Raw genomic sequence first — 24195 nt, 5'->3', positions numbered from 1 at the left:
GTAATCCGTAATCCGTAATCCGTAATCCGTAATCCGTAATCCGTAATCCGTAATCCGTAATCCGTAATCCGTAATCCTGAGAAGCAAATCAAATATTTACGTTTATCGCATTATGCCCAACGAGCTCTTCTAGGACCCAGGATCCTAGAACCTAAGTCCTTATCTTCCTCCTTCATTTTGCCTACTCCCTTAAACAAGGGTATCTTTACGCTTAAGCCGAGTGGATTGACACTGACATTCCATCAATCTCTTTGGCTTAACTATGGTTCTCCAAAGCATCGATAACTTTTTGCCGTAAACGTGTTCTGGTTTTTGGCACAGTAATTGCTATTTGTTATTCATACCGGTCAGTTCTTAATTGTAGAGGCAAACATGGCTATATCTTTTGACAATGCACTAGGCATCCACCAACACACGGTGGGAGTACGTGAGCGCAATGCGGAGGTGATTTCCACCAACATCGCGCAAGCAAACACACCTGGTTACAAGGCAAGAGGTTTAGACTTTGCGAAGGAATTACAGGCGGCAACATCTGGGGCAAGCATGAGTCTTAGCCGTACTGATGGTCGGCATATTCCTGCCACTACAACGTTGACAGGGGATAAATTGTATCGTCTTCCTACCCAGCCAGATACGGGGGATGGCAACACGGTTGATTTGGATTTAGAACGTAATCTGTTCATGCAGAACCAAATCAGACACCAGGCATCACTCGACTTTCTCGGTGGCAAATTTAAGAACTTAACCAAGGCAATCAAAGGGGATTAATTTAGATGAGCTTATTTAACGTTTTCAATGTGACAGGTTCCGCAATGAGCGCTGAGTCTGTTCGTCTGAATACTACCTCAAGCAACTTGGCGAATGCCGACAGCGTCAGCAGTTCTGCAAAAGACACCTATAAAGCACGTCATGCTGTGTTTGGTGCTGAGTTAGGTAACGCCATGCGTGGCGACAACACGGTGCCCGTGAAAGTGTTGGGAATTGTAGAAAGTGATAAACCGCTAAACGCGGAGTACAACCCTGATCATCCTCTTGCAAACGAAGAAGGCTACATCTACAAGCCAAACGTTAATGTAATGGAAGAAATGGCAAATATGATTTCGGCGTCTCGCGCATATCAAACTAATGTGCAAGTGGCTGACTCAAGTAAACAAATGCTGCTGCGTACGCTGCAGATGGGTCAATAAGGATAAGGAGGTAGCGTATGGCCGGAATTAATAACGTTGGTCAAAGCGGCTTGTCCTATATCGACCAGCTTAAAAGTCTACAAGAGAACAAAAAAACCGAAGAGAGCACAGGTAAGCAGGACCTGAAACAGGAAGACTTCTTATCCTTGCTCACCAAGCAATTGTCTCAGCAAGACCCTTTTAAGCCCGTCGGTAATGACCAGATGATTGCGCAAATGGCGTCATTTGCCACCGTAGATGGCATTGGCAAAATGAATTCTCAGTTTGAGAGTCTGAACTCGTCAATGACATCGAACCAAGCATTGCAAGCCTCCTCTCTGGTTGGGCGAGATGTGCTGGTTCCTGGCGCGGCAGGTGTGAAGCAAGATGAAGCGCCAATGGCAGCCATGGTTAAGCTTTCTCAATCTATCGACAACTTATTTGTTCGTGTCGAAGACGAAGCAGGCCAATTAGTTCGTACTTTTGAAGTAGGGGCGAAACCTGCCGGGGACACACGTGTACTTTGGGACGGTAATGATGAAAGCGGAAACCCATTGCCTGCTGGTAAATACAAAGTGAAAGCGTCTGGTTTGGTTGATGGGGAGTCACAAGAGTTCCCTGTTTCCACGTATGCCAACGTCAATAGTGTATTACTCGGCAAAGGTGACGGTAACGTATTACTCAATCTGGCGGGGTTTGAATCGCCAGTTCGACTTGCAGAAGTATTGGAAGTCGGCAAAGCGTAACGCATAACACGCGAGATCAGGAGACTTTGGAATGTCATATGTATCTTTAAGCGGTTTGTCCGCCGCTCAATTGGATTTAAACACCACCAGTAACAACATTGCGAACGCTAATACGTACGGCTTTAAAGAGTCTCGTGCCGAGTTTGCGGATGTCTACTCAAATTCTTTGTTCACCAATGCGAAAACCACACCAGGTGGTGGTGTTCAGGCTGGCCAGGTGGCGCAACAATTCCACGAAGGTTCCAGTGTTTACACCAATAACCCGATGGATTTACGCGTATCAGGAACGGGCTTCTTTGCCGTGGCGAAAGATCGTCTGGTACCGCAGCAAAATGAAATGACACGTAACGGTGCGTTCCATCTGAACAGAGATAACTACATGGTAACGGCGAACGATGAGTACCTGCTTGGTTATGAGGTCAATCCAGACTCTGGCGAGGTATCATCTTACGAGCCTCAGCCAATTAATATCCCAGCCGAATTTGGTAAGCCAAAACAGACGGCGAACATTGAAGTGGGCGTCAACTTACCTGCGAATGGTGATTTGAAAGATCCAATGCAATTTGATTTTTCCGACCCTGAGACTTATAACCGTTCCACGTCTTCAACCATTTATGACTCAATGGGGCAGTCTTACAAGTTAACGACTTACTACCTGAAAGATCAGACTCAGCCGAATACCTGGAATACCTACTACACGGTAACGGACAAAGATGGTGAGAAGCCAGTTAACATCGCTCAAGGTGATGCGACAACCGCATCTGGCCATGTTGGTCACACGATGAGGTTCAACAATGACGGTACTTTGGCGAGCTTAAATGGTGGCAATCCGATTCGTTCAGTGGCATTAGGTGCATCGGTTGGTGAAGGTGGTGCGGCGGCAGAAAATGCCGGTATCAATCTTAACGGTGCCGACCCAATGCAAACCCTGAACTTTGGTTTGGATTCGTCAACTCAGTTTGCGGCGCCATTTGAGCTGACTAAATTTGATGAAGATGGTGCTACGACGGGCTTCCTGACCAAAGTTGACTTTGATGAAAACGGCAGCGTGTTGGGCACATATTCAAACGGTGAAAACGTTACCTTGGGTCGCGTTGCGCTCGTCCGTGTTCCTAACGAACAAGGTCTGGATAAGAAAGGCGGCACTCAGTGGGACTCCACCCAGTTTTCTGGTGATAAAATCTGGGGTGAATCCAATAAAGGGTCTTTTGGTACCCTTAATAACGGTGTACTGGAGCAGTCAAACATTGACATGACTCAGGAGCTGGTGGATCTGATTTCTGCTCAGCGTAACTTCCAGGCCAACTCCCGTTCGCTAGAAGTACATAACCAGCTACAGCAAAATATCCTGCAGATCCGATAATCTACGTGACCAAGTAAAGCTTCTTTGGCTGATCACTTGGTCACCTTATAATATTCATCAAATACATAGCCCAAAATTCCTCACTTTGGGCTGTAATGCCAGTCGCTAACGGCCCTTATTGAGTCATTCCAGCGAGCTATAGCGAGACTAGGAATCTATTGTCTGTGCGCTGAAAAGAGTTAGGAACAATGTTGGCAACAAAGTGCTTGGATAGAAGATTCTGAATCACGCTCCTTCTTCGCTGTCCAGAATGACGGGGGTTGTGATATACCGTTTGCTGTTAAACGAGTGGTATTACACTTTGGGCTGGGTATTATTTGATCGCTTCGTTGCCGCTATTGCCGCTCAGAGGATCAAAACTTTGCCTCTTCGCTGAATTTCTCTCTTCCTATCGCTTGTCTAAATTTTACATTTACTTTAACTAGTTGAAAATTAGATGCTTTTTATTGTGGCATAAGTATTGCTTTTACTCTCAGGTACAGAGGAATTGAGGGAGTAATTTATGGATCGCGCACTGTTTCTCGCAATGAGCGGCGCCAAGCAAAACATGCAGGCCCTGCAATTGCGTGCCAACAACCTGGCCAACGTGAGCACCACGGGATTTCGTGCCGATTTGGCACAAGCTCGTTCAATGCAAGCTTATGGCGAAGGGCATCCTTCACGTGTGTTTAGCATGACAGAGCGTCCGGGACATAACTTTGCCCAAGGTAGTGTGATCACCACGGGCCGCGATCTGGACATCACGATTGAAGGCAGTGGTTGGCTTTCCGTACTGGACCACACAGGCAAAGAAGGGTTAACCCGCAACGGCAACTTAAAAGTCGATCAAAATGGTTTACTGACTAACGCGACTGGTCACGTTGTTCTGGGTGAAAATGACGCCCCAATTACGTTGCCTATTCCTCTCTCCAAAATTGAAATCGGTCGTGACGGCACCATCTCTGTACTCCCACAAGGTGCACCAGCAGAAGAGTTACAAGTGGTTGATCGAATCAAGCTTGTGAAAACTGATGATCGAAACTTATTTAAAGATACCAATGGCTTATTTCGCCATAAAACTCCAAACCAGCCTTACGAAGCAGACGCAACCATCAGCCTCCAGACCGGAGCCATTGAAGGTAGTAACGTCAATGCCGTGGGTGAAATGACGGCACTGATTGACCTACAGCGTCAGTTTGAAATGCAAGTCAAGATGATGAGCACGGCTGAAGAGATGGATAAGTCTTCAGATTCACTGCTTCGTTCGAGTTAACAGAGTTAGAGGTTCACAATGCATCCAGCACTATGGGTTAGTAAAACCGGTTTAGACGCCCAGCAAACCAACATCGCAACGATTTCAAACAACCTGGCGAACGCTTCTACGGTCGGCTACAAAAAGAGCCGAGCTGTATTCGAAGATTTGTTTTATCAGAACATTAATCAGCCCGGTGGTCAGTCTACACAGAACACCGAATTGCCAAGTGGTTTGATGCTTGGGTCAGGTTCTAAAGTCGTGGCCACGCAAAAAGTGCATACGCATGGCAATGCGCAAACGACCACTAATGCCCTCGACATGATGGTAGAAGGTGATGGCTTCTTTCAGGTGACTTTACCGGATGGCAACCTCGGTTATACGCGTAATGGTCAGTTCACGCTGAACGGTGAGGGGACGCTGGTGACGTCAGGTTCGGGTTACCCGGTAGAACCAGAAATTGTGATTCCTGAAGACGCGATTTCAATCACTGTCGGCAAGGACGGCGAAGTGTCTGTTCGTGTTCGTGGTCAGCAAGACAACCAAGTTGTTGGTCAGCTGACAATCACCGATTTCGTCAATCCAGGCGGTCTTGAACCTATTGGTCAGAACCTCTATTTACCGACGGGAGCAAGCGGTGATCCGCAAGAAGGGGTTCCGGGTTTAGATGGTTTGGGTGAAATCCGTCAGTCAATGTTGGAAGCATCCAATGTGAACGTGACGGAAGAGTTGGTCAATATGATCGAAGCGCAGCGCGTTTACGAAATGAACTCAAAAGTGATCTCGTCCGTCGATAAGATGATGAGCTTCGTTAACCAGCAGCTTTAACGATTTACGCGTCGTGATTAAGGAGCTTATGATGAAACGTATTTGCCTGCTTGCGCTTATGAGTACCCTGTCTGGCTGCGCCATGCTGGAGCCGATTGAAACCGATGAAGTTTCTCAAGCGACGACGGTTGTTGATGCGGTTGAAGGTGACAAATCAAAAGAAGAGAGCAGCGGCATGGTGGATACGTTGCGCGGTAGAACCGATCCGGTAGCCGGCGATCCAGCATGGGCTCCTATTCATCCAAAACAGAAACCGGAACATTACGCTGCGGCAACAGGGTCATTATTTAGCCCTGAGCACATCACCGATCTTTATGACGATTCAAAACCTCGAGGTATCGGTGACATCATTACTGTCACGTTAGATGAAACCACGAGCGCGACCAAAAGTGCTAACGCTGATTTGTCGAAAAGCAACGATTCGACCATGGATCCGCTCTCGGTCGGTGGACAAGAACTGCAAGTCGGCGGCAATTACAACTTTTCTTACGACTTAGCCAGCAGCAACTCTTTTACGGGAGACTCTTCTGCTAACCAAAGTAACAGTATCAGTGGTTACATTACGGTGGAAGTGATTGAAGTACTGGCCAACGGCAACCTTGTTATCCGAGGAGAGAAGTGGATGACGCTGAACACGGGTGATGAATACATTCGCTTAAGCGGTACCATTCGTCCTGATGACATCAATTTTGACAACACCATCGCGTCAAACCGCGTATCGAACGCAAGAATTCAATATTCAGGAACGGGGTTGCAACAAGATATGCAAGAGCCGGGCTTCTTGGCACGATTCTTTAATGTAGCGCTTTAAGGTGCCGGACGACGGCAATTTGACTGCAAGAGATAAGTAAGCATGAAAAGAATTCTTTTGTTACTGATGAGTGTTGTTCTGTTTTCAGCGGCAGCCCAAGCCGCACGCATCAAAGATGTGGCTCAAGTGGCGGGGGTGCGTAGCAACCAACTTGTCGGTTATGGTTTGGTTTCAGGCTTACCTGGCACAGGGGAATCCAACCCGTTTACTGAGCAGAGCTTCGCGGCCATGCTGCAAAACTTCGGCATTCAAATGCCGCCGGGCACCAAGCCAAAAATAAAAAACGTTGCCGCTGTGATGGTAACGGCAACATTACCGCCATTTTCGAAACCGGGCCAACAAGTCGATGTCACCGTTTCATCGATTGGCAGTGCAAAAAGCCTGCGTGGTGGTACCTTGCTGCAAACCTTTTTAAAAGGGTTAGATGGTCAGGTGTACGCTGTTGCACAAGGCAACCTGGTGGTTAGCGGCTTCAGTGCGGAAGGGGCTGATGGTTCGAAGATTGTCGGTAATAACCCAACTGTCGGGCTTATCTCCAGTGGTGCAACGGTAGAGCGCGAAATTCCTAATCCCTTTAGCCGTGGTGACTACATCACGTTTAACCTACTTGAGTCTGATTTCACGACAGCGCAGCGTATGGCTGACGCGGTTAACAATTTCCTTGGTCCTCAAATGGCGAGCCCAGTCGATGCGACTTCCGTTCGTGTACGTGCTCCGCGAGATGTGAGCCAGCGTGTCGCGTTTTTATCCGCGATTGAAAATCTAGAGTTCGATCCGGCAGATGGCGCGGCAAAAATCATCGTTAATTCCCGCACAGGTACTATCGTTGTCGGCAAACATGTGCGCCTCAAGCCTGCAGCTGTGACACATGGAGGCATGACGGTGTCCATCAAAGAAAACCTCAGTGTGAGTCAGCCAAATGCCTTCTCGGGAGGACAGACGGTTGTGGTTCCGGATTCTGACATTGATGTGGATGAAGAGCAGGGCAAGATGTTTAAGTTTGAGCCGGGTCTGACATTAGATGATTTGGTTCGTGCGGTTAATGAAGTTGGTGCTGCGCCTTCAGACTTGATGGCGATTTTGCAGGCGTTAAAACAAGCTGGTGCGATTGAAGGCCAGTTGATCATCATTTAAGTCGTTAGGAGGCAGCCATGATTAAAAATCCTAACGATATCGGTTTTATCCACGACATTAGTTCTCTTGATAATTTGCGGCAGAAAGCCGTCAAAGAGGGGAAAGATGGCGAGCAAGAAGCCTTACGTGCAGCAGCGAGTCAGTTCGAGTCGATATTTACCTCTATGATGCTGAAATCGATGCGTGAAGCGAACGAAGGGTTCGAGTCGAACTTCATGAATAGCCAAAATGAAAAGTTTTACCGTCAAATGCTGGATGAGCAGATGGTGAGTGAGCTGAGTGCTTCGGGCTCTATGGGGCTAGCGGATATGATTGTGGCTCAGTTGACGGCCGGGCAGGGCAACGATAAGAGTGAAACTGCTGTGCGTGATGCGACAAACAGTGCGGTGGAGCATCGCCGCGTTGACCCACGAAAAGCACGTGAAATCGAGCAGCGTTTAATTGAATCTGGTGAACTTAATCGACCGAATATTAGCCCGACTCGATTTGATTCTCCGGAATCTTTTGTCAATTCAATGAAGCCTTATGCCGAAAAAGCGGCCAAGGCATTAGGGGTTGAACCATCACTGCTTCTTGCTCAAGCGGCGCTAGAAACAGGCTGGGGGCAAAAAGTGGTCAAGAACGCGCGTGGCAGTAGCAACAACTTATTTAACATCAAAGCGGACCGCAGTTGGCAGGGTGATAAAGTCACCACCCAAACCTTAGAGTTTCATGATCATACGCCGGTAAAAGAAACGTCAGCGTTCCGTTCATATTCAAGTTATCAAGACAGCTTCAACGACTATGTGCGTTTTTTAAACGACAACCCGCGTTATGAGATGGCATTGCAGCAGCGTGGCGATTCTGAATCTTTCATTCGTGGCATTCACCACGCAGGTTACGCTACTGATCCTGACTACGCGGATAAAGTTCTGCAGGTGCAACAGAAAATAGAAAATATGTAGAACATACTCGCTCTATATCATTTCTGAGGCTTGCCATTGTGCAAGCCTTTATTTTATCGCCTATTTCTACTTGCTTTACGTTTGGCATACCTTTTGCTTTTGTTTGGCTAGGTGATCGGTTTTTACCGGTTTTTTCGTTTTTGGGGGCATTTATGGCGTCAGATCTTCTGAATGTAGGTACTCAAAGTGTGCTTACCGCTCAGAGACAATTGAATACCACTGGTCATAACATTTCTAATGTTAATACAGAGGGTTACAGTCGTCAGTCTGTGGTGCAAGGCACTAATGATCCGCGTCAGTTTGGTGGTGCCACTTATGGCATGGGTGTGCATGTGGAAAATGTTCGCCGCTCTTGGGATCAGTTTGCCGTTAATGAGCTCAATATGGCGTCGACCAACAATGCCAACAAAACCGATACCCAAGATAATCTCGACATGCTGTCAGGCATGCTGAGCTCGGTTGCCTCGAAGAAGATCCCTGAAAACCTCAATGAATGGTTTGATGCGGTTAAAACCATGTCTGACACCCCAAATGATTTAGGCGCGCGTAAAGTGGTGCTTGAGAAGTCAAAGATCTTTTCTGACACATTGAACGATTTCCATGAAACGGTTCGATTACAGTCTGATGTAACCAACAAAAAGTTGGATATGGGGATAGAGCGCATTAACCAGATCGCGCTGGAGATTCGCGATACTCATCGTCTCATGATGCGTACTCCGGGGCCGCACAATGATCTGATGGACCAACATGAGAAGCTGATTAAGGAACTGTCTGAATACACCAAGGTCACGGTTACCCCGCGCAAAAATGCGGAAGGGTTTAATGTCCACATTGGTAATGGCCACACTTTAGTCTCAGGCACCGAAGCAAGTCAGTTAAAAATGATTGATGGCTATCCAGATGTTCTCCAGAGACGCTTAGCCATGGTGGAAGGTGGCGGCATCAAAGCGATTCAATCGGATGACATTGATGGAAAAATGGGGGCTCTGCTCGATATGCGTGACCAGCACATTCCACAACTGCTTGATGAGATGGGCCGGCTAGCAACAGGCTTCTCATACAAAGTGAACCAGTTGCAATCCCAAGGTTTGGACCTAAACGGCAAAATTGGTAAAGAGGTATTTACTGATATCAACTCGGAACTCGTTGCTCAATCACGCGTGTCTGCTGCGCCCAATTCGCAGGCAGAAGTGGCCGTCTATGTTGATGACATCTCTGTGCTTAAAGGTGGAGAGTATGTACTTCGCTATGATGGTGACCAGTACAGTATCACGAACCCGAAAAACGAACAGATCCAGTTAAATATCGATCAGTCGGAATCTTCTTTCGTATTGGATGGCATGCGAGTAGAGATTGGAGAAGGCCTTGCCGCTGGCGAGCGAGTACTGTTACGACCTACCCGTAGTGGTGCTGCCATCATCAAGATGGAAACGAACGATGCGAAGTCTATCGCAGCGCAAAGCTATGAAGCCTCTACCACGTTTGCTCAAGGTAGCGCCAAATTCAAAATTCATGAAGCCGGTGACGTTAGAGAGTTTGAGGTTACGGTACAGCCTGCGGACGAAAAACACGACAAAACGTGGTTAAAAATTACTGATAACAAAGGCAATTTATTGTCCGATAACTACGACTATCCGTTGGATAAAGACAATCCAATCATCGAAATTTCAGTGCCGAAGAGCCATCCGTTATACAAAAATGGCGACGCTACCGTTTTTGAACTTACTGAAGGCGCACTGCTGAACGATAAATTTACTGCCAACTTGGTACCGTCACCTGGTGGCAACGGCAACTTGCGAAAAATGCAGCAGTTGCAGACTGACAAAATGATGGATGGCAAGTCGAGTACCTTGATCGACGTTTACCATAATCTGAATACTGGGGTTGGATTGAAATCGGCAACTGCCAACCGTCTGGCGTCAGTCGCTCGTCTGGAGCACGAATCAGCACAAGAGCGTGTGGCATCAATTTCCGGCGTCAACTTAGATGAAGAAGCCGCCAATATGATGAAATTTCAGCAAGCTTACATGGCTTCGTCACGTGTGATGCAGGCAGCGAATGATACCTTCAACACCATTTTACAACTGAGGTAAGGAGGAGAAATAAGTGCTAACCCGAATTTCTAGTTTCCATAACTATCAGTCCGTACAAAATGACTTACGCCGCCAAGAGAACAAAGTCCATCACAATCAAGAACAGCTTGCTTCGGGTAAGAAATTACTCAAGCCAAGTGATGACCCATTGGCTGCGCATTACGTGCAGAATATTGGTCAGCAACAAGAGCAGTTACAGCAATATTTAAGCTCGATAACTTTGGTACGTAACCGTTTAGAAAACCATGAAGTGAATATTGCTAATGCAGAGAGCTTTGCTGACGAATCCAAACGTCTCACCATGGAAATGATTAACGGTGCGTTGTCTGCTGAAGACAGGCAAGCCAAAAAGCGTGAGCTGGAAGAAATTGCCAATAACTTCCTTAGCTTAGTGAACGCACAAGATGAATCGGGAAACTATGTGTTTGCAGGCACTAAGTCGAAAAACCAGCCTTTTTATCGCGACAAAGATGGCAGTGTGCAGTACGCCGGTGATGACTATCAGCGCAAGATGAAAGTATCCAACATGCTTGAGATGCCGATGAATGATCCGGGCAGCAAATTGTTTATGGATATCCCCAACCCATTTGGTGATTACCAACCAGACTACGAGTTGCAGAACGGCTCAGAGTTGTTGTTAGGTAAAGCAATCAACGCTGATAAAGAAGATACGGCTACTTACCGTGTGACATTTGTGGATATGAATAACGGTAAGTTTGGCTATCAGTTAGAGCGTAATGGCTCTGTTGTGAAGGCGGATGAGTTTTCACCAGAGAAAGGCGTTGAGTACAAGGGGTTAAAATTGCAAGTAAAAGGGCAAATTACCCCCGGTGACAGCATTGGTATTGAAAAGCGTGAGTCTTTCAATATTTTCGACACCTTTAAGCAGGCGATGTCATGGTCTGACAAGTCGGTGGCGGATACCTCTGCAACGGCGAAATTGCACCAAATGACCGAAGAGTTTCAGGCGGCGTTTATTCACCTCAACAAGGCGCGTACCGATGTAGGGGCAAGACTCAGTACCCTCGATATCCAAGAGCAAAACCACGAAGATTTTAATCTCTCGCTGGCAAAGGCAAAGAGTAATTTTGAAGACCTGGATTACTCAAAAGCTGTCATTGAATTCAACGAGAATTCACGTGCACTGCAAGCCTCGCAGCAAGCTTTTGGTAAAACCAAGGACCTGACGTTATTTAACTATATCTAGCGTTAATCCGCATATTTAACCTGAACAGCTTAATGATATTTCAATGCCTTATGTGCCAAGCCTTAAGAGCGAAAAATTATTAAGTAACGTTAAGGTGTTTTAGCGGCACATTGTTACCGAAAGCGGCAAAAATCGGTAATTTATATGTGGTCTTTGTCGAGCTTAGTCACAGCTCCACTTTATAACTCATTGTTATTATTTGTTTTGTTGTTCGGCTTTTATGTGACTTTTAAGTTGGCATACAAATTGTATTAATGTTATCAGAACGGATTTTAAAATTCTAAACACTGTATTTAGGCAGATTTAGTGAGTAACTTTTACGGCCGGTGCTTATCCAAATGAGAGTAAAGCTGGCCGCTTCGCAAAGATTGCGAACTCATAGGAGAGCAAAATGGCTGTAACAGTAAGTACTAACGTCTCCGCGATGACCGCGCAGCGTTATTTAAACAAAGCGACAGACGAGCTCAATACGTCGATGGAACGCTTATCATCAGGTCACAAGATTAACAGTGCGAAAGACGACGCGGCAGGTTTGCAGATCTCGAACCGTCTTACTGCTCAGTCTCGTGGCCTAGATGTGGCGATGCGTAACGCGAACGATGGTATTTCGATAGCTCAAACGGCTGAAGGCGCGATGAATGAAGCAACGTCAGTGATGCAGCGTATGCGTGATTTGGCGATTCAATCATCAAACGGTACCAACTCCCCGGCGGAGCGTCAGGCGATTAACGAAGAGTCTTCTGCTTTGATTGATGAGCTAAACCGAATTGCAGAAACGACCTCATTCGGTGGTCGTCGTCTACTTAACGGGTCATTTGGTGAAGCGGCGTTTCAGATCGGCGCGAGTTCGGGTGAAGCGATGATTATGGGCCTGACCAGTATTCGTGCTGATGATACGCGCATGGGTGGTGTAACTTACTTCTCGGAAGATGGCAAAGGCAAAGACTGGGGCGTCGATCCGACGAAAGCGGACCTCAATATTACTCTGCCAGGTATGGGTACGGATGAAGACGGAAATGTAGATGATCTAGACATTAGCATTACCGCTAAAGCGGGTGACGACATTGAAGAACTGGCGACGTATATTAATGGCCAGTCAGATATGATCAACGCGTCCGTGAGCGAAGACGGCAAGCTACAGATTTTTGTGGCTCACCCAAATGTCCAAGGCGATATTTCTATCTCCGGTGGTCTGGCGTCTGAGTTAGGCTTAAACAGCGAACCTGTTAGAACATCGGTACAAGATATTGATATGACATCTGTTCAGGGCTCTCAGAACGCGATTTCTGTATTGGACAGTGCGTTGAAATATGTTGATTCACAGCGTGCAGATTTAGGTGCAAAGCAGAACCGCCTGAGCCACAGCATCAATAACTTGGCGAATATTCAGGAAAACGTCGATGCGTCGAACAGCCGAATTAAAGACACGGACTTTGCGAAAGAAACCACGCAAATGACCAAAGCACAAATTTTGCAACAAGCAGGTACATCGATTCTTGCTCAAGCGAAACAGTTGCCAAACTCTGCAATGTCATTATTGCAGTAGTTTACCTAGCCTGTATTCGATGTATCCAGACGTGGATGGTAATGCAGGCTATTGGCAAGCAACTTTATAACAGAATGAGCGGCTCTCTCATCTCTCACCTGCCAATCATTTTCAATGTAAAGTTGCACTCGGTATGCCGGAAATGTGTTCATTTCTCTTGATCTCCACATAGGCTCTGGCGACCAACCCAGCCCCGGTTCTCTCAAAGGAAAAGGGGCTTTTTCTTTTCCCTATCCCAGCAACACGCCTAAACCCTTACCAGACCACTCTTACTCAACAACATCACCACCAGGCGTGCTATAGGAGCTATTGGTGGAATGAGTTATTGCTAGCTGTATTTTTTTACGGGGCAAGCAGTCGTCATTTATTTATCTAGATTTGACGTAAAATTCAGGCAATAAAAAACGCTGCCGTTGGCAGCGTTTTTTCCGTGTTTGAGGCTAAGTAAAGATTACTTAGTTACACGTAGAACTGGAGTTTCACCAACAGTTACAGAACCAGAAAGCTTGTTAAGCTCTTTGATTTCGTCCATGTTAGAGATAACAACTGGCGTTAGCGTTGATTTCGCTTTCTCTTCAAGAACAGCTAGATCAAATTCAATGATAGTGTCGCCAGCTTTAACCGATTGACCTTCTTCAGCGATACGCGTGAAGCCTTCGCCTTTTAGTTCAACTGTGTCGATACCGAAGTGAACGAAAAGCTCAACACCGTCGTCAGACTCGATAGAGAATGCGTGGTTAGTTTCGAAGATCTTACCGATAGTACCGTTTACAGGAGCTACCATTTTGTCGCCTGATGGCTTGATAGCGATACCGTCACCAACGATTTTCTCAGCGAAAACGACATCTGGCACGTCTTCGATGTTTACGATCTCACCTGAAAGAGGCGCGATAATTTCGATTGCACCAGCATCAGCGCTGTCATCAGATACAAGCTTCTTAAGTTTGTCAAACAGACCCATTGTGTCATGCTCCTAAGGTTTAGTTTTATTCTGTCGAATTATAGTATACCAATATAGCTCATTAGACGACTTTTTTCGCCGTCTAATGGCCATTAGATATTGAATTACTTGGTACTACTGCTTACTGAGCCTTCTCAGCAATGAACTTTTCAACGACTGCTTCAATTTCAGCGGCTGTTGGTAGAGATAGTGCTTCTTCCGCCATCGCTTTAACTTCTGCGAAATTAGAGTTACGGATAACTTTCTTCACTGTAGGGATAGAGATGCCGCTCATAGAGAACTCGTCCAGACCCATACCTAGAAGTAGAAGTGTTGCACGCTCATCACCAGCAAGCTCACCACACATACCAGTCCACTTACCTTCAGCGTGAGAAGCGTCGATAACTTGCTTGATCACGGTTAGTACTGCTGGTGATAGTGGGTTGTAAAGATGAGAAATCATCTCGTTACCACGGTCAACCGCTAGTGTGTACTGAGTCAGGTCGTTTGTACCGATAGAGAAGAAAGAAACTTCTTTCGCTAGGTGGTGTGCGATTGCTGCTGCAGCTGGAGTCTCAACCATTACACCGATTTCGATGTCTTCGTCGAATGCATGACCTTCATCACGTAGCTCTGCTTTGTACTCTTCGATTGCTTTCTTAAGCTCACGGATTTCTTCAACAGAGATGATCATTGGGAACATGATACGTAGTTTGCCGTGTGCAGATGCACGTAGGATACCACGTAGCTGGTCACGAAGGATTTCACGACGATCCAAGCTGATACGTACTGCACGCCAGCCTAGGAAAGGGTTCATCTCTTGAGGTAGATCCATGTATGGTAGATCTTTGTCGCCGCCGATATCCATAGTACGGATGATCACAGCTTGACCGTTCATTGCTTCTGCAACTTCTTTGTACGCTTGGTACTGTTCGTCTTCAGTTGGTAGCGCAGTACGGTCCATAAATAGGAATTCAGTACGGTACAGACCAACGCCTTCACCGCCATTACGGATGATACCGTCACAGTCTTTCACTGTACCGATGTTACCGCAAACTTCTACGCGGTGACCGTCAGTCGTTTCTGCGTGTAAATCTTTTAGTTTCGCTAGCTCTTCTTTTTCCGCTAGGAATGCCGCTTTTACTGCTTTCGCTTCTTCTAGCTCAGCATCAGAAGGGTTCACAACGATCTTGTTGTTCATTGCGTCAAGAATCAGCGTATCGCCGTTCTTAACTTGCTTAGTGATGTCGTTAGTACCAACGATAGCAGGTAGCTCAAGTGAGCGCGCCATGATTGAAGTGTGCGAAGTACGACCACCGATATCACAAGCAAAACCAAGAACGTAATCTAGGTTGATTTGTGCGGTTTCAGATGGTGTTAGGTCATAAGCAACTAGGATAACTTCTTCATTGATGTCGCTTAGCGATACAATGTTGATACCTAGTGCGTTTTTAACGAAGCGAGAACCGATATCACGAATATCAGTAGCACGCTCTTTTAGGTATTCATCATCTAGAGACTCAAGCGCTGTCGCTTGCTCTTCGATAACCGTATGGATAGCGTTATCTGCAGTCAGCTTGTCGTCTTTGATTAGTGCTAGGATTTCTTCTTCTAGCTCTTCGTCTTCAAGAAGCATAATGTGACCTTCAAAGATCGCTTCTTTTTCTTCACCAAACGTTTCAAGCGCTTTTTGCTTGATTGTTTCTAGTTGAGCTGCAGATTTATCACGAGCGTCAAAAAAACGCTGAACTTCAGCTTCTACTTGATCATCAGAAATAGTGTTTGTGTTTAGGACAATTTCATCTTCTTGAAGTAGTAATGCTTTACCGATTGCAATACCAGGAGATGCTAGGATGCCTGAAATCATAGCTTTACCTTAAGTTTGGTCAACTTTATAAACGGGAGAATAATGGGTGTGCTAACGAATACTTTTAGCTTAGTTTAGAGCCTATTTCCAACAAAGCCATTTTGTTTTCACAAAATGGCTTTTGGAGTAGGAAACACTGATTAGTGTAGTTGGTCCATCAGAGCAACTAGGTGTTCAACTGCTTGCTCAGCTTGTGGGCCTTCCGCAGAGATAGTTACTTGAGTACCTTTTACTAGGCCTAGTGTTTGAAGTTTGAAAAGGCTCTTAGCGCTAGCGCTTTTACCATTAGAAGTCACAGTGATGTCTGCATCGAATGCTTTCGCTTCTTTTACAAACTGTGCAGCTGGACGAGTGTGAAGACCGTTTTCTGCTGTGATTTCTACTTGCTTCTCGTACATGTGATATACCCCAATAAATGTATTTTTTTGTTAGTAGTGACTAGATTGAGCTTAACTGCTTTATACCTTGTGCGCTAGCACGGGAGAGTTGAAAGCGTGTTAGTTCTGATACTAGTCAAAAGATTTGTAGTTGCGCAACTGTTTGCGTGCGTAATAACTTTGAAACCTTTTTGTGTTCTGCTTCTTTATTTTGAAGCTAGAAATAAAACACCCTGATATTACCAAAGGTGGGGCAGGGATCAACAAAAAAGCCCCTGAACGGGGCTTTTTTAGACGAAAAATTGATTTGAACACATATTACTGTTGGTTCTCTTTTTCCGTAAAGATGCCTGCAAATAGCGCAGTACTTAGGTAACGTTCGCCTGAGCTTGGCAAGATTGTTACAATTGTTTTTCCTTCAAATTCAGGAAGTTCTGCAAGGCGGTTCGCTGCAACGACGGCGGCACCAGAAGAAATACCAGCAAGGATACCTTCCTCTTCCATCAGACGGCGAGCCATCTCAATTGCTTCTTCAGAAGTAACTTGCTCAACGCGGTCTAAAAGCTCTAAATCTAGGTTACCAGGGATAAAACCTGCACCGATACCTTGAATTTTGTGTGGCGCTGGTTGGATTTCTTCGCCTGCTAGCGCTTGTGCAATGACTGGTGATTCTGCAGGTTCTACAGCAACAGAAGTAATCGCTTTGCCTTTTTCGCCTTTAATGTAACGGCTTGTACCTGTAATCGTACCGCCAGTACCAACACCAGCAACGAGAACGTCGATTTCACCGTCAGTTGCTTCCCAGATTTCAGGACCAGTCGTCTTTTCGTGAATCTCTGGGTTTGCTGGGTTGTTGAACTGTTGAAGAAGTAGGTACTGTTCTGGGTTGCTTGCGACGATTTCTTCCGCTTTAGCAATCGCGCCTTTCATGCCTTTTGCTGCTTCAGTTAGCTCTAAGTTTGCGCCTAAAGCTTTAAGAAGCTTACGACGTTCCAAGCTCATAGACTCAGGCATAGTCAGAGTCAGTTTGTAACCGCGAGCCGCTGCTACGAACGCTAATGCGATACCTGTGTTACCGCTGGTTGGTTCTACTAGTTCTACGCCTGGCTTAAGTTTGCCTGATTTCTCCGCATCCCAAATCATGTTCGCACCGATACGGCATTTAACGCTGAAGCTTGGGTTACGCGCTTCGATTTTTGCTAGAACGTTACCTTTGCTCACTTTGTTTAAGCGAACTAGGGGAGTGTTACCGATAGTAAGAGAGTTATCGTCGTAGATCTTGCTCATAGTTATGTTCCTTCATTACACGTTTTGTGAATATAGTGAGAAGAATATTCGGTCTAAAAAAAAGGGAAAAGGATTAAAAAGTTATATCTTATTAGGTTGTCCGGATTTCAGCTAGGTAACCGGGAAAAGCAGGTGCCTTTCCCGTGCCTCAGGAAAGCATAGCTTATCTTTGGTGTTTGAACTCAGCGACCCACATTGCAGTGGCACCGCATATTGCAACGGGCATGACAATAAGGTTCAAAATTGGAATGGTGGTGAATACCGAAACCAGAACACCAAACCCATAGGCTTTGCCTTGTTTTTGTTTCAATTTGTAACGCATATCGTTGAACGGGATTTTGTGGTTATCAAACGGGTAATCACAGTATTGGATAGCCAACATCCAGGCAGTAAAGATAAACCAAAGGAAGGGACCAACCGTTTGACCGAGTGCTGGAATCAGCAGGAGCAAAAATAAGCCAATCGCCTTAGGCAGAGTATAAAGCAGCTTGCGCCACTCTCGTCCTAACACTCGAGGGACATCTTTAATCACAGCCGCGAAACCGTCATCATTGATTTTTTGTCCGGTTAGGTATTCTTCTACTTTTTCAGACAAAAGTCCGTTGAATGGTGCGGCAATAAAGTTTGCTAAGGTACTAAAGAAATAGGAGAACGTGGCAAGTATGGTCAACGCGAGAATAGGCCATAGTATATAGGTGAGCCAGGATAGAAACTCTGGCAGTTGCCCAATCCAGTTCTCAATCCATACATTAAGATGAGAGAACAGGTAAAAAATGGCGCCACCAACAAGAAGAACGTTTGCGAGTAGTGGTAATACGACAAAGCGTCTGATCTTAGGAGAAAGTGCTAGCTTTATTCCATACAGGAAATATCCGAATCCGGTTCTTGGCTGATTGTTTAGCATCGTATCCATTTCGTTTAAAAAGAAAGAAAACTCATTGTACCTGTCGCCACTTTTCTTTCAATGCCTTAACAAATAGCCTCTCGTAAAGTGGAATCGTGGCAAGAATCACAACAAAAAAATGAACTTCTTGCATTAAGTTGTTCTAAACCTACATATAGTTTTGGTAAAGTAAACGTATCATTCAGAATTATTAACTTGGGTTGCTGCTCAAGGAACTGCGAGTAGTACAAACAAGTATATTGAGAGTAAATAATGCAGGAATTGCGATTCGTACTCATTGTTGTTGGCGTGTTAGCCATTGCGGCATTACTGTTTCATGGTTTATGGAGCAGTAAGAAAGAAGGCAAAGCGAAATTTGGAAATAAACCTTTGGGTAAATTAGAGGTTGACCAAGGGGATGCAGACTCAGTAGAGCAAGAGCGAAACGTTGGTGCTGCTCCTGAAGACGATTTTGAAATTGTTCGTAAAGAACGCAAAGAGCCAGACTTCGGGATGGACAATGCGTTTGATTCGAAGTTTGAGGCGGATCCTTTACTCGGCGGTGTTCCAGAAGATAAGCCGTTTAAGGAAGAACCGGAAGAAGAGGTTCCTCCATTTGTGGCACAAAAGAATTATGATGACGTCGTTATTGAAGAGCCCGTGGTGAAAGAACCTGAGCCTGCACAGCCATTCGTTGAGGAAGCGGCACCTTCCGCGTTTGAAAAATCAATGGCAGAAGAAGCTGAGCAACCGACAGTCGCGGCTCCACCACCAGAAGAGCCTAAACCTGAACCAGAAATGCAGGTGATTGTTCTCAATGTGCATTGTGCTGGTGAAGAGCCGTTTGTTGGTACAGAACTGTTTGCCAGCATGCAGGAAAATGGGCTTATTTACGGCGAGATGGATATCTTCCATCGCCATGTTGACCTGTCTGGTAACGGCAAAGTACTGTTTAGTGTGGCGAATATGATGCATCCAGGCACGCTAGCACACGGAGACCCAGCCGAATTTACGACTAAAGGTATCTCATTCTTTATGACACTACCTTGTTTTGGTGAAGCGGAACAAAACTTCAACCTGATGCTTCGTACAGCGCAACAGATTGCGGACGACATGGGAGGGAATGTTCTGGATGAGCAAAGAAACTTAATGACGCCTGACCGATTAGCGGCTTATCGACGTCAAATAGTTGAGTTTAAGACGGCGAACGCATAATCTTGACACCAAATGATAAAAGGGCTCCGATAGGAGCCCTTTTTCTTCGATTCCTAACCTCACAGAATGACAATACATGGGGCTTTAATATGTCTGAATCCGTACTTCAACGACTAGAAGAATTAAAAGAGTCGTTGCATTACCACGCCGTTCGTTACTACGTGGAAGATAACCCAGAGATTCCTGATGCTGAATATGATCGACTCATGCGTGAATTGCTGGATATTGAAGCTCAACACCCGGATTTAGTGACCGTTGATTCGCCTAGCCAGCGTGTTGGTGGGCAACCGTTATCTCAATTTAGTGAAGTGAAGCACGAAGTTCCGATGCTGTCACTAGATAATGCGTTTGACGACAGTGAGTTGGACAGTTTTCACAAACGAGCTCAAGACAGAGTAGGCACTCAAAGTGTTAAACAATACTGTTGTGAGCCAAAGTTGGATGGTTTAGCAGTAAGTCTGTTGTACGAAAACGGTGTCCTTGTTCAGGCTGCGACGCGTGGCGATGGAACCACGGGTGAAAACATTACGGAAAACGTTCGGACCATCAAGGCCATCCCACTTAAATTAAGAGGAAATGATTGGCCGGAGCGTCTTGAAGTGCGCGGTGAAGTCTTCATGCCTAAAGCGGGCTTTGAAAAACTCAACGAACTGGCGCGTCAAAAGGGAGACAAAGTGTTTGTTAACCCTCGTAATGCCGCAGCAGGTAGCTTACGTCAGCTTGATTCACGTGTGACCGCTTCGCGCCCGCTGAGTTTTTATGCCTACAGTGTGGGTGTTGTTCAGGGAGCAGAACTAGCGTCGAGTCATTACGAGCGTTTCCTGCAAATTAAGTCATGGGGATTACCGATGTGCCCTGAGACTAAGCGCGTAGAGAGCATGGCTGACGTCAAAGCGTACTACCAGGATATATTACAGCGTCGTGATGCATTACCTTATGAGATTGATGGTGTCGTTATAAAAATCGACGATATCGCGATTCAAGAGAGGCTGGGTTTTGTGGCTCGAGCTCCTCGCTGGGCTATTGCTTATAAATTCCCAGCGCAGGAAGAGATCACCACATTGAACGAAGTGGAATTCCAGGTAGGGCGTACTGGTGCGATTACGCCAGTGGCAAAACTAGAACCTATTTTTGTCGGTGGCGTGACGGTCAGTAATGCAACATTACACAACGCGGATGAAATTGAACGTCTGCAAGTAAAAATTGGTGATCAGGTCGTGATTCGTCGAGCTGGTGACGTCATTCCACAGGTGGTATCCGTTATCCGAGAACGTCGACCTGAAAGTGCACGAGATATCCTTTTTCCTTCGTCATGCCCAGTGTGTGGCTCACATGTGGAACGCATCGAAGGAGAAGCGGTAACGCGCTGTACTGGCGGTTTAGTTTGCCAAGCTCAGCGTAAGCAGGCTTTAAAGCACTTTGTGTCGCGTAAAGCCTTAGATGTCGATGGCCTTGGCGATAAAGTGATAGAACAACTTGTCGATCGCGAAATGGTGGAAACCCCAGCGGATCTGTTTAAGCTATCTGCGGGTGTTTTGACGGTCTTAGAGCGTATGGGGCCAAAGTCAGCACAGAACATTGTAAACGCATTAAACAAGTCGAAGTTAACCACATTACCTCGCTTTTTATATTCATTAGGCATTCGAGAAGTCGGCGAAGCGACAGCGGCTAACTTAGCTCAGCACTTCAAAACGCTAGAGGCGATCCAGGTTGCGACAGAAGAGCAGTTGATTGAAGTACAGGATATCGGTGTCATTGTTGCTCAGCATATCACTACTTTCTTTGGTGAAGAGCAAAACCAAGCAGTAGTGAAAGACTTACTAGAGCAAGGTATTCACTGGCCAGAAATTAGTGCTCCTAAGCAAGGTGTTGAACTGCCGTTAGAAGGCAAGACGGTTGTATTAACAGGCACGCTTTCTCAGCTAGGTCGTTCTGAAGCGAAAGAAGCCTTGCAATCGATGGGGGCTAAAGTGACTGGCAGTGTTTCGAAGAAAACCGATATTTTATTTGCAGGTGAAAATGCAGGTTCAAAATTGACGAAAGCTCAAGACCTGGGAATTGAAATTAAAACCGAGCAAGACTTACTAGACTTAATGAATTAAGTTAAGCTCAAATACCAACCCCCTTCAAATAAGCCCCAGTAGCTAAGCTTCTGGGGCTTTTTAATTCCTTGTATTAAGTTCTCATATTTCTGTTTTTTGCATGTATTGATCTTTTCAGTGATCAACCTCTCTCCTTGGGAGATTGAAATTATTTTATTTCAGACTCTGCGAGGCACTTCATGTTGATATTTCTATATTTTCCTATATTTCTGATTTTTAAAGTTATTTTACTGATCGTCCGTAATGATTACAAAAATAAGATCTGGATCAATAACTTATATGGAACTTTGTTGTGGCTCATATTTTTTTAGAAAAAAAATAAGTTCCATTTGGATGTTTTTAGTCGCGAAGTTAGTCTTAATAACGTGTTACACCCGGTGTGTATGCAGGAACTAAAAAAGCCGAGTTAGCAATAATGAAGCTTTAGCACGAAATTACTTCTCTCCTTCGGCGGCCAACTAAAGGTGAGATAGAGAAAACAGCTATATCTATTTTTCAGGAGTTTATCCATGGACAAATTTTTTAAAGTATCTGCTCTTACTGCAGCAATGATGGGGGCGGTAGTTGCTGCTCCTGCAATGGCTGAAGATCCAGTCGGCCCAGAATATGCGGGTGCAGTTTCAGAATTCTTCTCTGAGTCTACTATCAGCGGTAACGTTAACTTCTTCATGCGTGCACGTGACCGTGCCGGTATGGATGCAAATGGAAATGATACTTCTAAAGTTACTAACCTAGACCACGGCTCAATTTTTGCCAACCTCGGCTTCCACTCTGGCTACGTGGCTGACACCATCGGTTTCGATACAGTAATTTACTCTACATTCGACATGTGGGCTGGTGAAGATACAGGTGGTTCATTTGAACACGAAATGAACTTCTTTGACTGTGATTCTCCTTACGGTGCTGGCGACTCATGTGACTCATTCAATACTGACAACGGTGTCTCTTTCGCTTCAGCAGCCCTTAAATTTAAGTTTGGTGAGAACTTCAACGCTAAATTAGGTTACTTCCAACCATCGGTCCCTAGTACGTTAGGAGTGAACTGGTCATTTGCCCCAGGTACATACCGTGGTGGTCAAATCGGTGCGAACTTTGGCAAACTTGCTCTTGGCTTTGTTTATGCAGATGAATACAAAGCGCCATGGTTCAAAGAAACTTACGAGTTCAACGAAGGTAGCTTCTGGGGTGGTGCAGGTAAAGATGTCGGTGATGCTTACTCATTTGGTGCTCGCTACGCTTTAGACAACGGTATCTCTTTTGACACAGGTTACGGTGCCCTGACTGATGGCGACCGTAAGAACTTCCACTTCAAAGTGAAAGGTACAACAGAAGGCGGTTTGTACTGGTCTCCTCAGTTATACGTAGTTGATGATGACAACCAATACGACAGCACTGCATTCCAGGTAGCGCTTTTGACTTCTCAATCAATGGGCCAATACAGTTTCCGTGCTGAAGCAACTTACACGTCAGCTGATTCAGATGACAAGCGAGGCCAAGTAGGTAACATGGCTTACCGTCTGACTGAGCAATATGGTGGCTCAAACGGTTCATACGACATCTGGTGGAACAACCGTTCTGACTTTAACCACGATGGTGAATACGCGTTTTTCCTATCCGCTTCTCGTGACTTTGCTGACATCGGTGGTAACGGGTTCAGTGCTGGTCTAAGCGGTGCATACGGTGGTGGCGCTAAAGCTTCAGGCTACGATGAGTTGGTAGAGTACTCTTACAGCTTCTTCGCAAACTACGCAATTCAAGGTGGTGCGCTGAAAGATGCTAACATCAGCTTCTACTACACAAACTTCTACAACGATTCAGATGCGCCAGATTGGGGTCCATACTCAAACGCATTTAACGATGAGACAGACTTTAAACTGATTTTAACTATGCCATTTGGCGTAAAATAATCAGTAATTAAAGGTAAAGCTGGGCATCGCCCAGCTTTTTTGATCATAGCCATCAGGCTTTCACCCTATCTTGTTACTATTCAACTAGGTGATGTTATGAAGACAGTTCTCTTAGTTTCAGTAGTATTACTTACTTTGCAAGCATGCAGCGCCAACCCCAAATCGGCCGAGGACTACTGGTATGGTCAAGGTGAGCGATTTGGTGCAAACGGCTATCAGTATGACAATGACATATTGACGACGCTTAAAGAGTCGGTCGCTTTTGATGAACCGTCATATAAGAGGGGCTATAAAGCTGGTAAAGCCGAGTATTGCGATCCGTTTAAAGCTTTCGAAAAGGGGATCCAAGGCATTCGTTACAATGGGCAGTGTAGTGATCACCCCCAAGAAGTCATGATTAAAGCGGAGTGGCAGAGAGGATGGGAGGCGTTTATCGGATCTGACTTTTACAAGCTCTAAGTAACAAAACGCGATGACGCGGTATTTTTGGTTTTGATTACGAAGTTTACCCAGGGTCACTTAGTGACGGTAGATAAACTTCGTACAAT

General features: G+C 45.6%; 22 protein-coding genes. 16 read left to right on the top strand and 6 right to left on the bottom strand.

Going from position 1 to position 24195, the window contains the following annotated elements; translation table 11 throughout:
- Positions 1 to 372: 372 nt before the first annotated feature.
- From flgB to RXX31_RS17710, 12 genes are all read left to right on the top strand, one after another.
- On the top strand, positions 373 to 768 hold the full coding sequence (flgB, locus tag RXX31_RS17765) for a flagellar basal body rod protein FlgB (protein ID WP_317591000.1): 396 nt from the start codon (positions 373 to 375) through the stop codon (positions 766 to 768).
- A gap of 5 nt (positions 769 to 773) precedes the next feature.
- Positions 774 to 1187, top strand: coding sequence for a flagellar basal body rod protein FlgC (gene flgC, locus RXX31_RS17760; protein WP_317590999.1), 414 nt, complete (start codon positions 774 to 776; stop codon positions 1185 to 1187).
- Positions 1188 to 1204: 17 nt separating this feature from the next.
- Positions 1205 to 1912 carry a flagellar hook assembly protein FlgD gene (flgD, locus tag RXX31_RS17755; RefSeq protein WP_317590998.1) on the top strand — a complete coding sequence of 236 codons (708 nt, stop codon included), beginning with the start codon at positions 1205 to 1207 and terminating at the stop codon, positions 1910 to 1912.
- Positions 1913 to 1943: 31 nt separating this feature from the next.
- A complete protein-coding gene (gene flgE, locus RXX31_RS17750) occupies positions 1944 to 3275 on the top strand; it encodes a flagellar hook protein FlgE (protein WP_317590996.1) in 1332 nt (443 codons plus the stop codon).
- A 502-nt stretch (positions 3276 to 3777) separates the two neighbouring features.
- Entirely contained in the window at positions 3778 to 4527 is a 750-nt protein-coding gene (gene flgF, locus RXX31_RS17745; RefSeq protein WP_317590994.1) for a flagellar basal-body rod protein FlgF, read from the top strand.
- 18 nt (positions 4528 to 4545) lie between these two features.
- Positions 4546 to 5334: a flagellar basal-body rod protein FlgG gene (gene flgG, locus RXX31_RS17740; RefSeq protein WP_317590993.1), complete on the top strand. Its 789-nt coding sequence runs from the start codon at positions 4546 to 4548 to the stop codon at positions 5332 to 5334.
- A gap of 31 nt (positions 5335 to 5365) precedes the next feature.
- Positions 5366 to 6145, top strand: coding sequence for a flagellar basal body L-ring protein FlgH (flgH, locus tag RXX31_RS17735; RefSeq protein ID WP_317590992.1), 780 nt, complete (start codon positions 5366 to 5368; stop codon positions 6143 to 6145).
- 42 nt (positions 6146 to 6187) lie between these two features.
- Positions 6188 to 7279: a flagellar basal body P-ring protein FlgI gene (locus RXX31_RS17730; protein WP_317590991.1), complete on the top strand. Its 1092-nt coding sequence runs from the start codon at positions 6188 to 6190 to the stop codon at positions 7277 to 7279.
- A gap of 17 nt (positions 7280 to 7296) precedes the next feature.
- Positions 7297 to 8223: a flagellar assembly peptidoglycan hydrolase FlgJ gene (flgJ, locus tag RXX31_RS17725; protein WP_317590990.1), complete on the top strand. Its 927-nt coding sequence runs from the start codon at positions 7297 to 7299 to the stop codon at positions 8221 to 8223.
- Positions 8224 to 8375: 152 nt separating this feature from the next.
- Positions 8376 to 10316, top strand: a complete 1941-nt coding sequence (gene flgK / locus RXX31_RS17720; protein ID WP_317590989.1) for a flagellar hook-associated protein FlgK — start codon at positions 8376 to 8378, stop codon at positions 10314 to 10316.
- 13 nt (positions 10317 to 10329) lie between these two features.
- A complete protein-coding gene (flgL, locus tag RXX31_RS17715; RefSeq protein WP_317590988.1) occupies positions 10330 to 11523 on the top strand; it encodes a flagellar hook-associated protein FlgL in 1194 nt (397 codons plus the stop codon).
- Positions 11524 to 11914: 391 nt separating this feature from the next.
- A complete protein-coding gene (locus RXX31_RS17710) occupies positions 11915 to 13069 on the top strand; it encodes a flagellin (protein WP_317590986.1) in 1155 nt (384 codons plus the stop codon).
- 5 nt (positions 13070 to 13074) lie between these two features.
- On the opposite strand, the gene RXX31_RS17705 is transcribed toward RXX31_RS17710, so the two are convergent.
- The 6 genes from RXX31_RS17705 to cysZ all read right to left on the bottom strand — a co-directional run bounded on the left by RXX31_RS17705 (position 13075) and on the right by cysZ (position 18453).
- Positions 13075 to 13221 (bottom strand): hypothetical protein, encoded by a 147-nt coding sequence (locus RXX31_RS17705; protein ID WP_317590984.1) that lies wholly within the window; start codon positions 13219 to 13221, stop codon positions 13075 to 13077.
- A gap of 299 nt (positions 13222 to 13520) precedes the next feature.
- On the bottom strand, positions 13521 to 14030 hold the full coding sequence (crr, locus tag RXX31_RS17700; RefSeq protein ID WP_317590983.1) for a PTS glucose transporter subunit IIA: 510 nt from the start codon (positions 14028 to 14030) through the stop codon (positions 13521 to 13523).
- A 121-nt stretch (positions 14031 to 14151) separates the two neighbouring features.
- Entirely contained in the window at positions 14152 to 15876 is a 1725-nt protein-coding gene (ptsI, locus tag RXX31_RS17695; protein ID WP_317590982.1) for a phosphoenolpyruvate-protein phosphotransferase PtsI, read from the bottom strand.
- Between the two features lie 140 nt (positions 15877 to 16016).
- Complete coding sequence (locus tag RXX31_RS17690) at positions 16017 to 16274, bottom strand: HPr family phosphocarrier protein (RefSeq protein ID WP_317590981.1); 258 nt, start codon at positions 16272 to 16274, stop codon at positions 16017 to 16019.
- Between the two features lie 297 nt (positions 16275 to 16571).
- The gene (cysK, locus tag RXX31_RS17685) at positions 16572 to 17540 is read right to left on the bottom strand and encodes a cysteine synthase A (protein ID WP_317590980.1); all 969 of its coding nucleotides are present in this window, start codon (positions 17538 to 17540) and stop codon (positions 16572 to 16574) included.
- 163 nt (positions 17541 to 17703) lie between these two features.
- On the bottom strand, positions 17704 to 18453 hold the full coding sequence (gene cysZ / locus RXX31_RS17680) for a sulfate transporter CysZ (RefSeq protein WP_317590979.1): 750 nt from the start codon (positions 18451 to 18453) through the stop codon (positions 17704 to 17706).
- Between the two features lie 243 nt (positions 18454 to 18696).
- Between cysZ and zipA the strand changes: the two genes are divergently transcribed.
- The 4 genes from zipA (at position 18697) to RXX31_RS17660 (ending at position 24106) form a co-directional block, all read left to right on the top strand.
- Complete coding sequence (zipA, locus tag RXX31_RS17675) at positions 18697 to 19638, top strand: cell division protein ZipA (RefSeq protein ID WP_317590978.1); 942 nt, start codon at positions 18697 to 18699, stop codon at positions 19636 to 19638.
- 89 nt (positions 19639 to 19727) lie between these two features.
- Positions 19728 to 21740, top strand: a complete 2013-nt coding sequence (ligA, locus tag RXX31_RS17670) for an NAD-dependent DNA ligase LigA (protein WP_317590977.1) — start codon at positions 19728 to 19730, stop codon at positions 21738 to 21740.
- A gap of 509 nt (positions 21741 to 22249) precedes the next feature.
- Positions 22250 to 23647: a multidrug transporter gene (locus RXX31_RS17665; protein ID WP_317590975.1), complete on the top strand. Its 1398-nt coding sequence runs from the start codon at positions 22250 to 22252 to the stop codon at positions 23645 to 23647.
- Positions 23648 to 23743: 96 nt separating this feature from the next.
- A complete protein-coding gene (locus RXX31_RS17660; RefSeq protein WP_317590974.1) occupies positions 23744 to 24106 on the top strand; it encodes a DUF2799 domain-containing protein in 363 nt (120 codons plus the stop codon).
- Positions 24107 to 24195 lie beyond the last annotated feature (89 nt).

The sequence above is a fragment of the Vibrio sp. EA2 genome, from assembly GCF_033042495.1.
GTDB lineage: Bacteria > Pseudomonadota > Gammaproteobacteria > Enterobacterales > Vibrionaceae > Vibrio.
The sequence above is the reverse complement of the archived record's forward strand: the minus strand, read 5'-3'. Positions and strand labels throughout refer to the sequence as shown.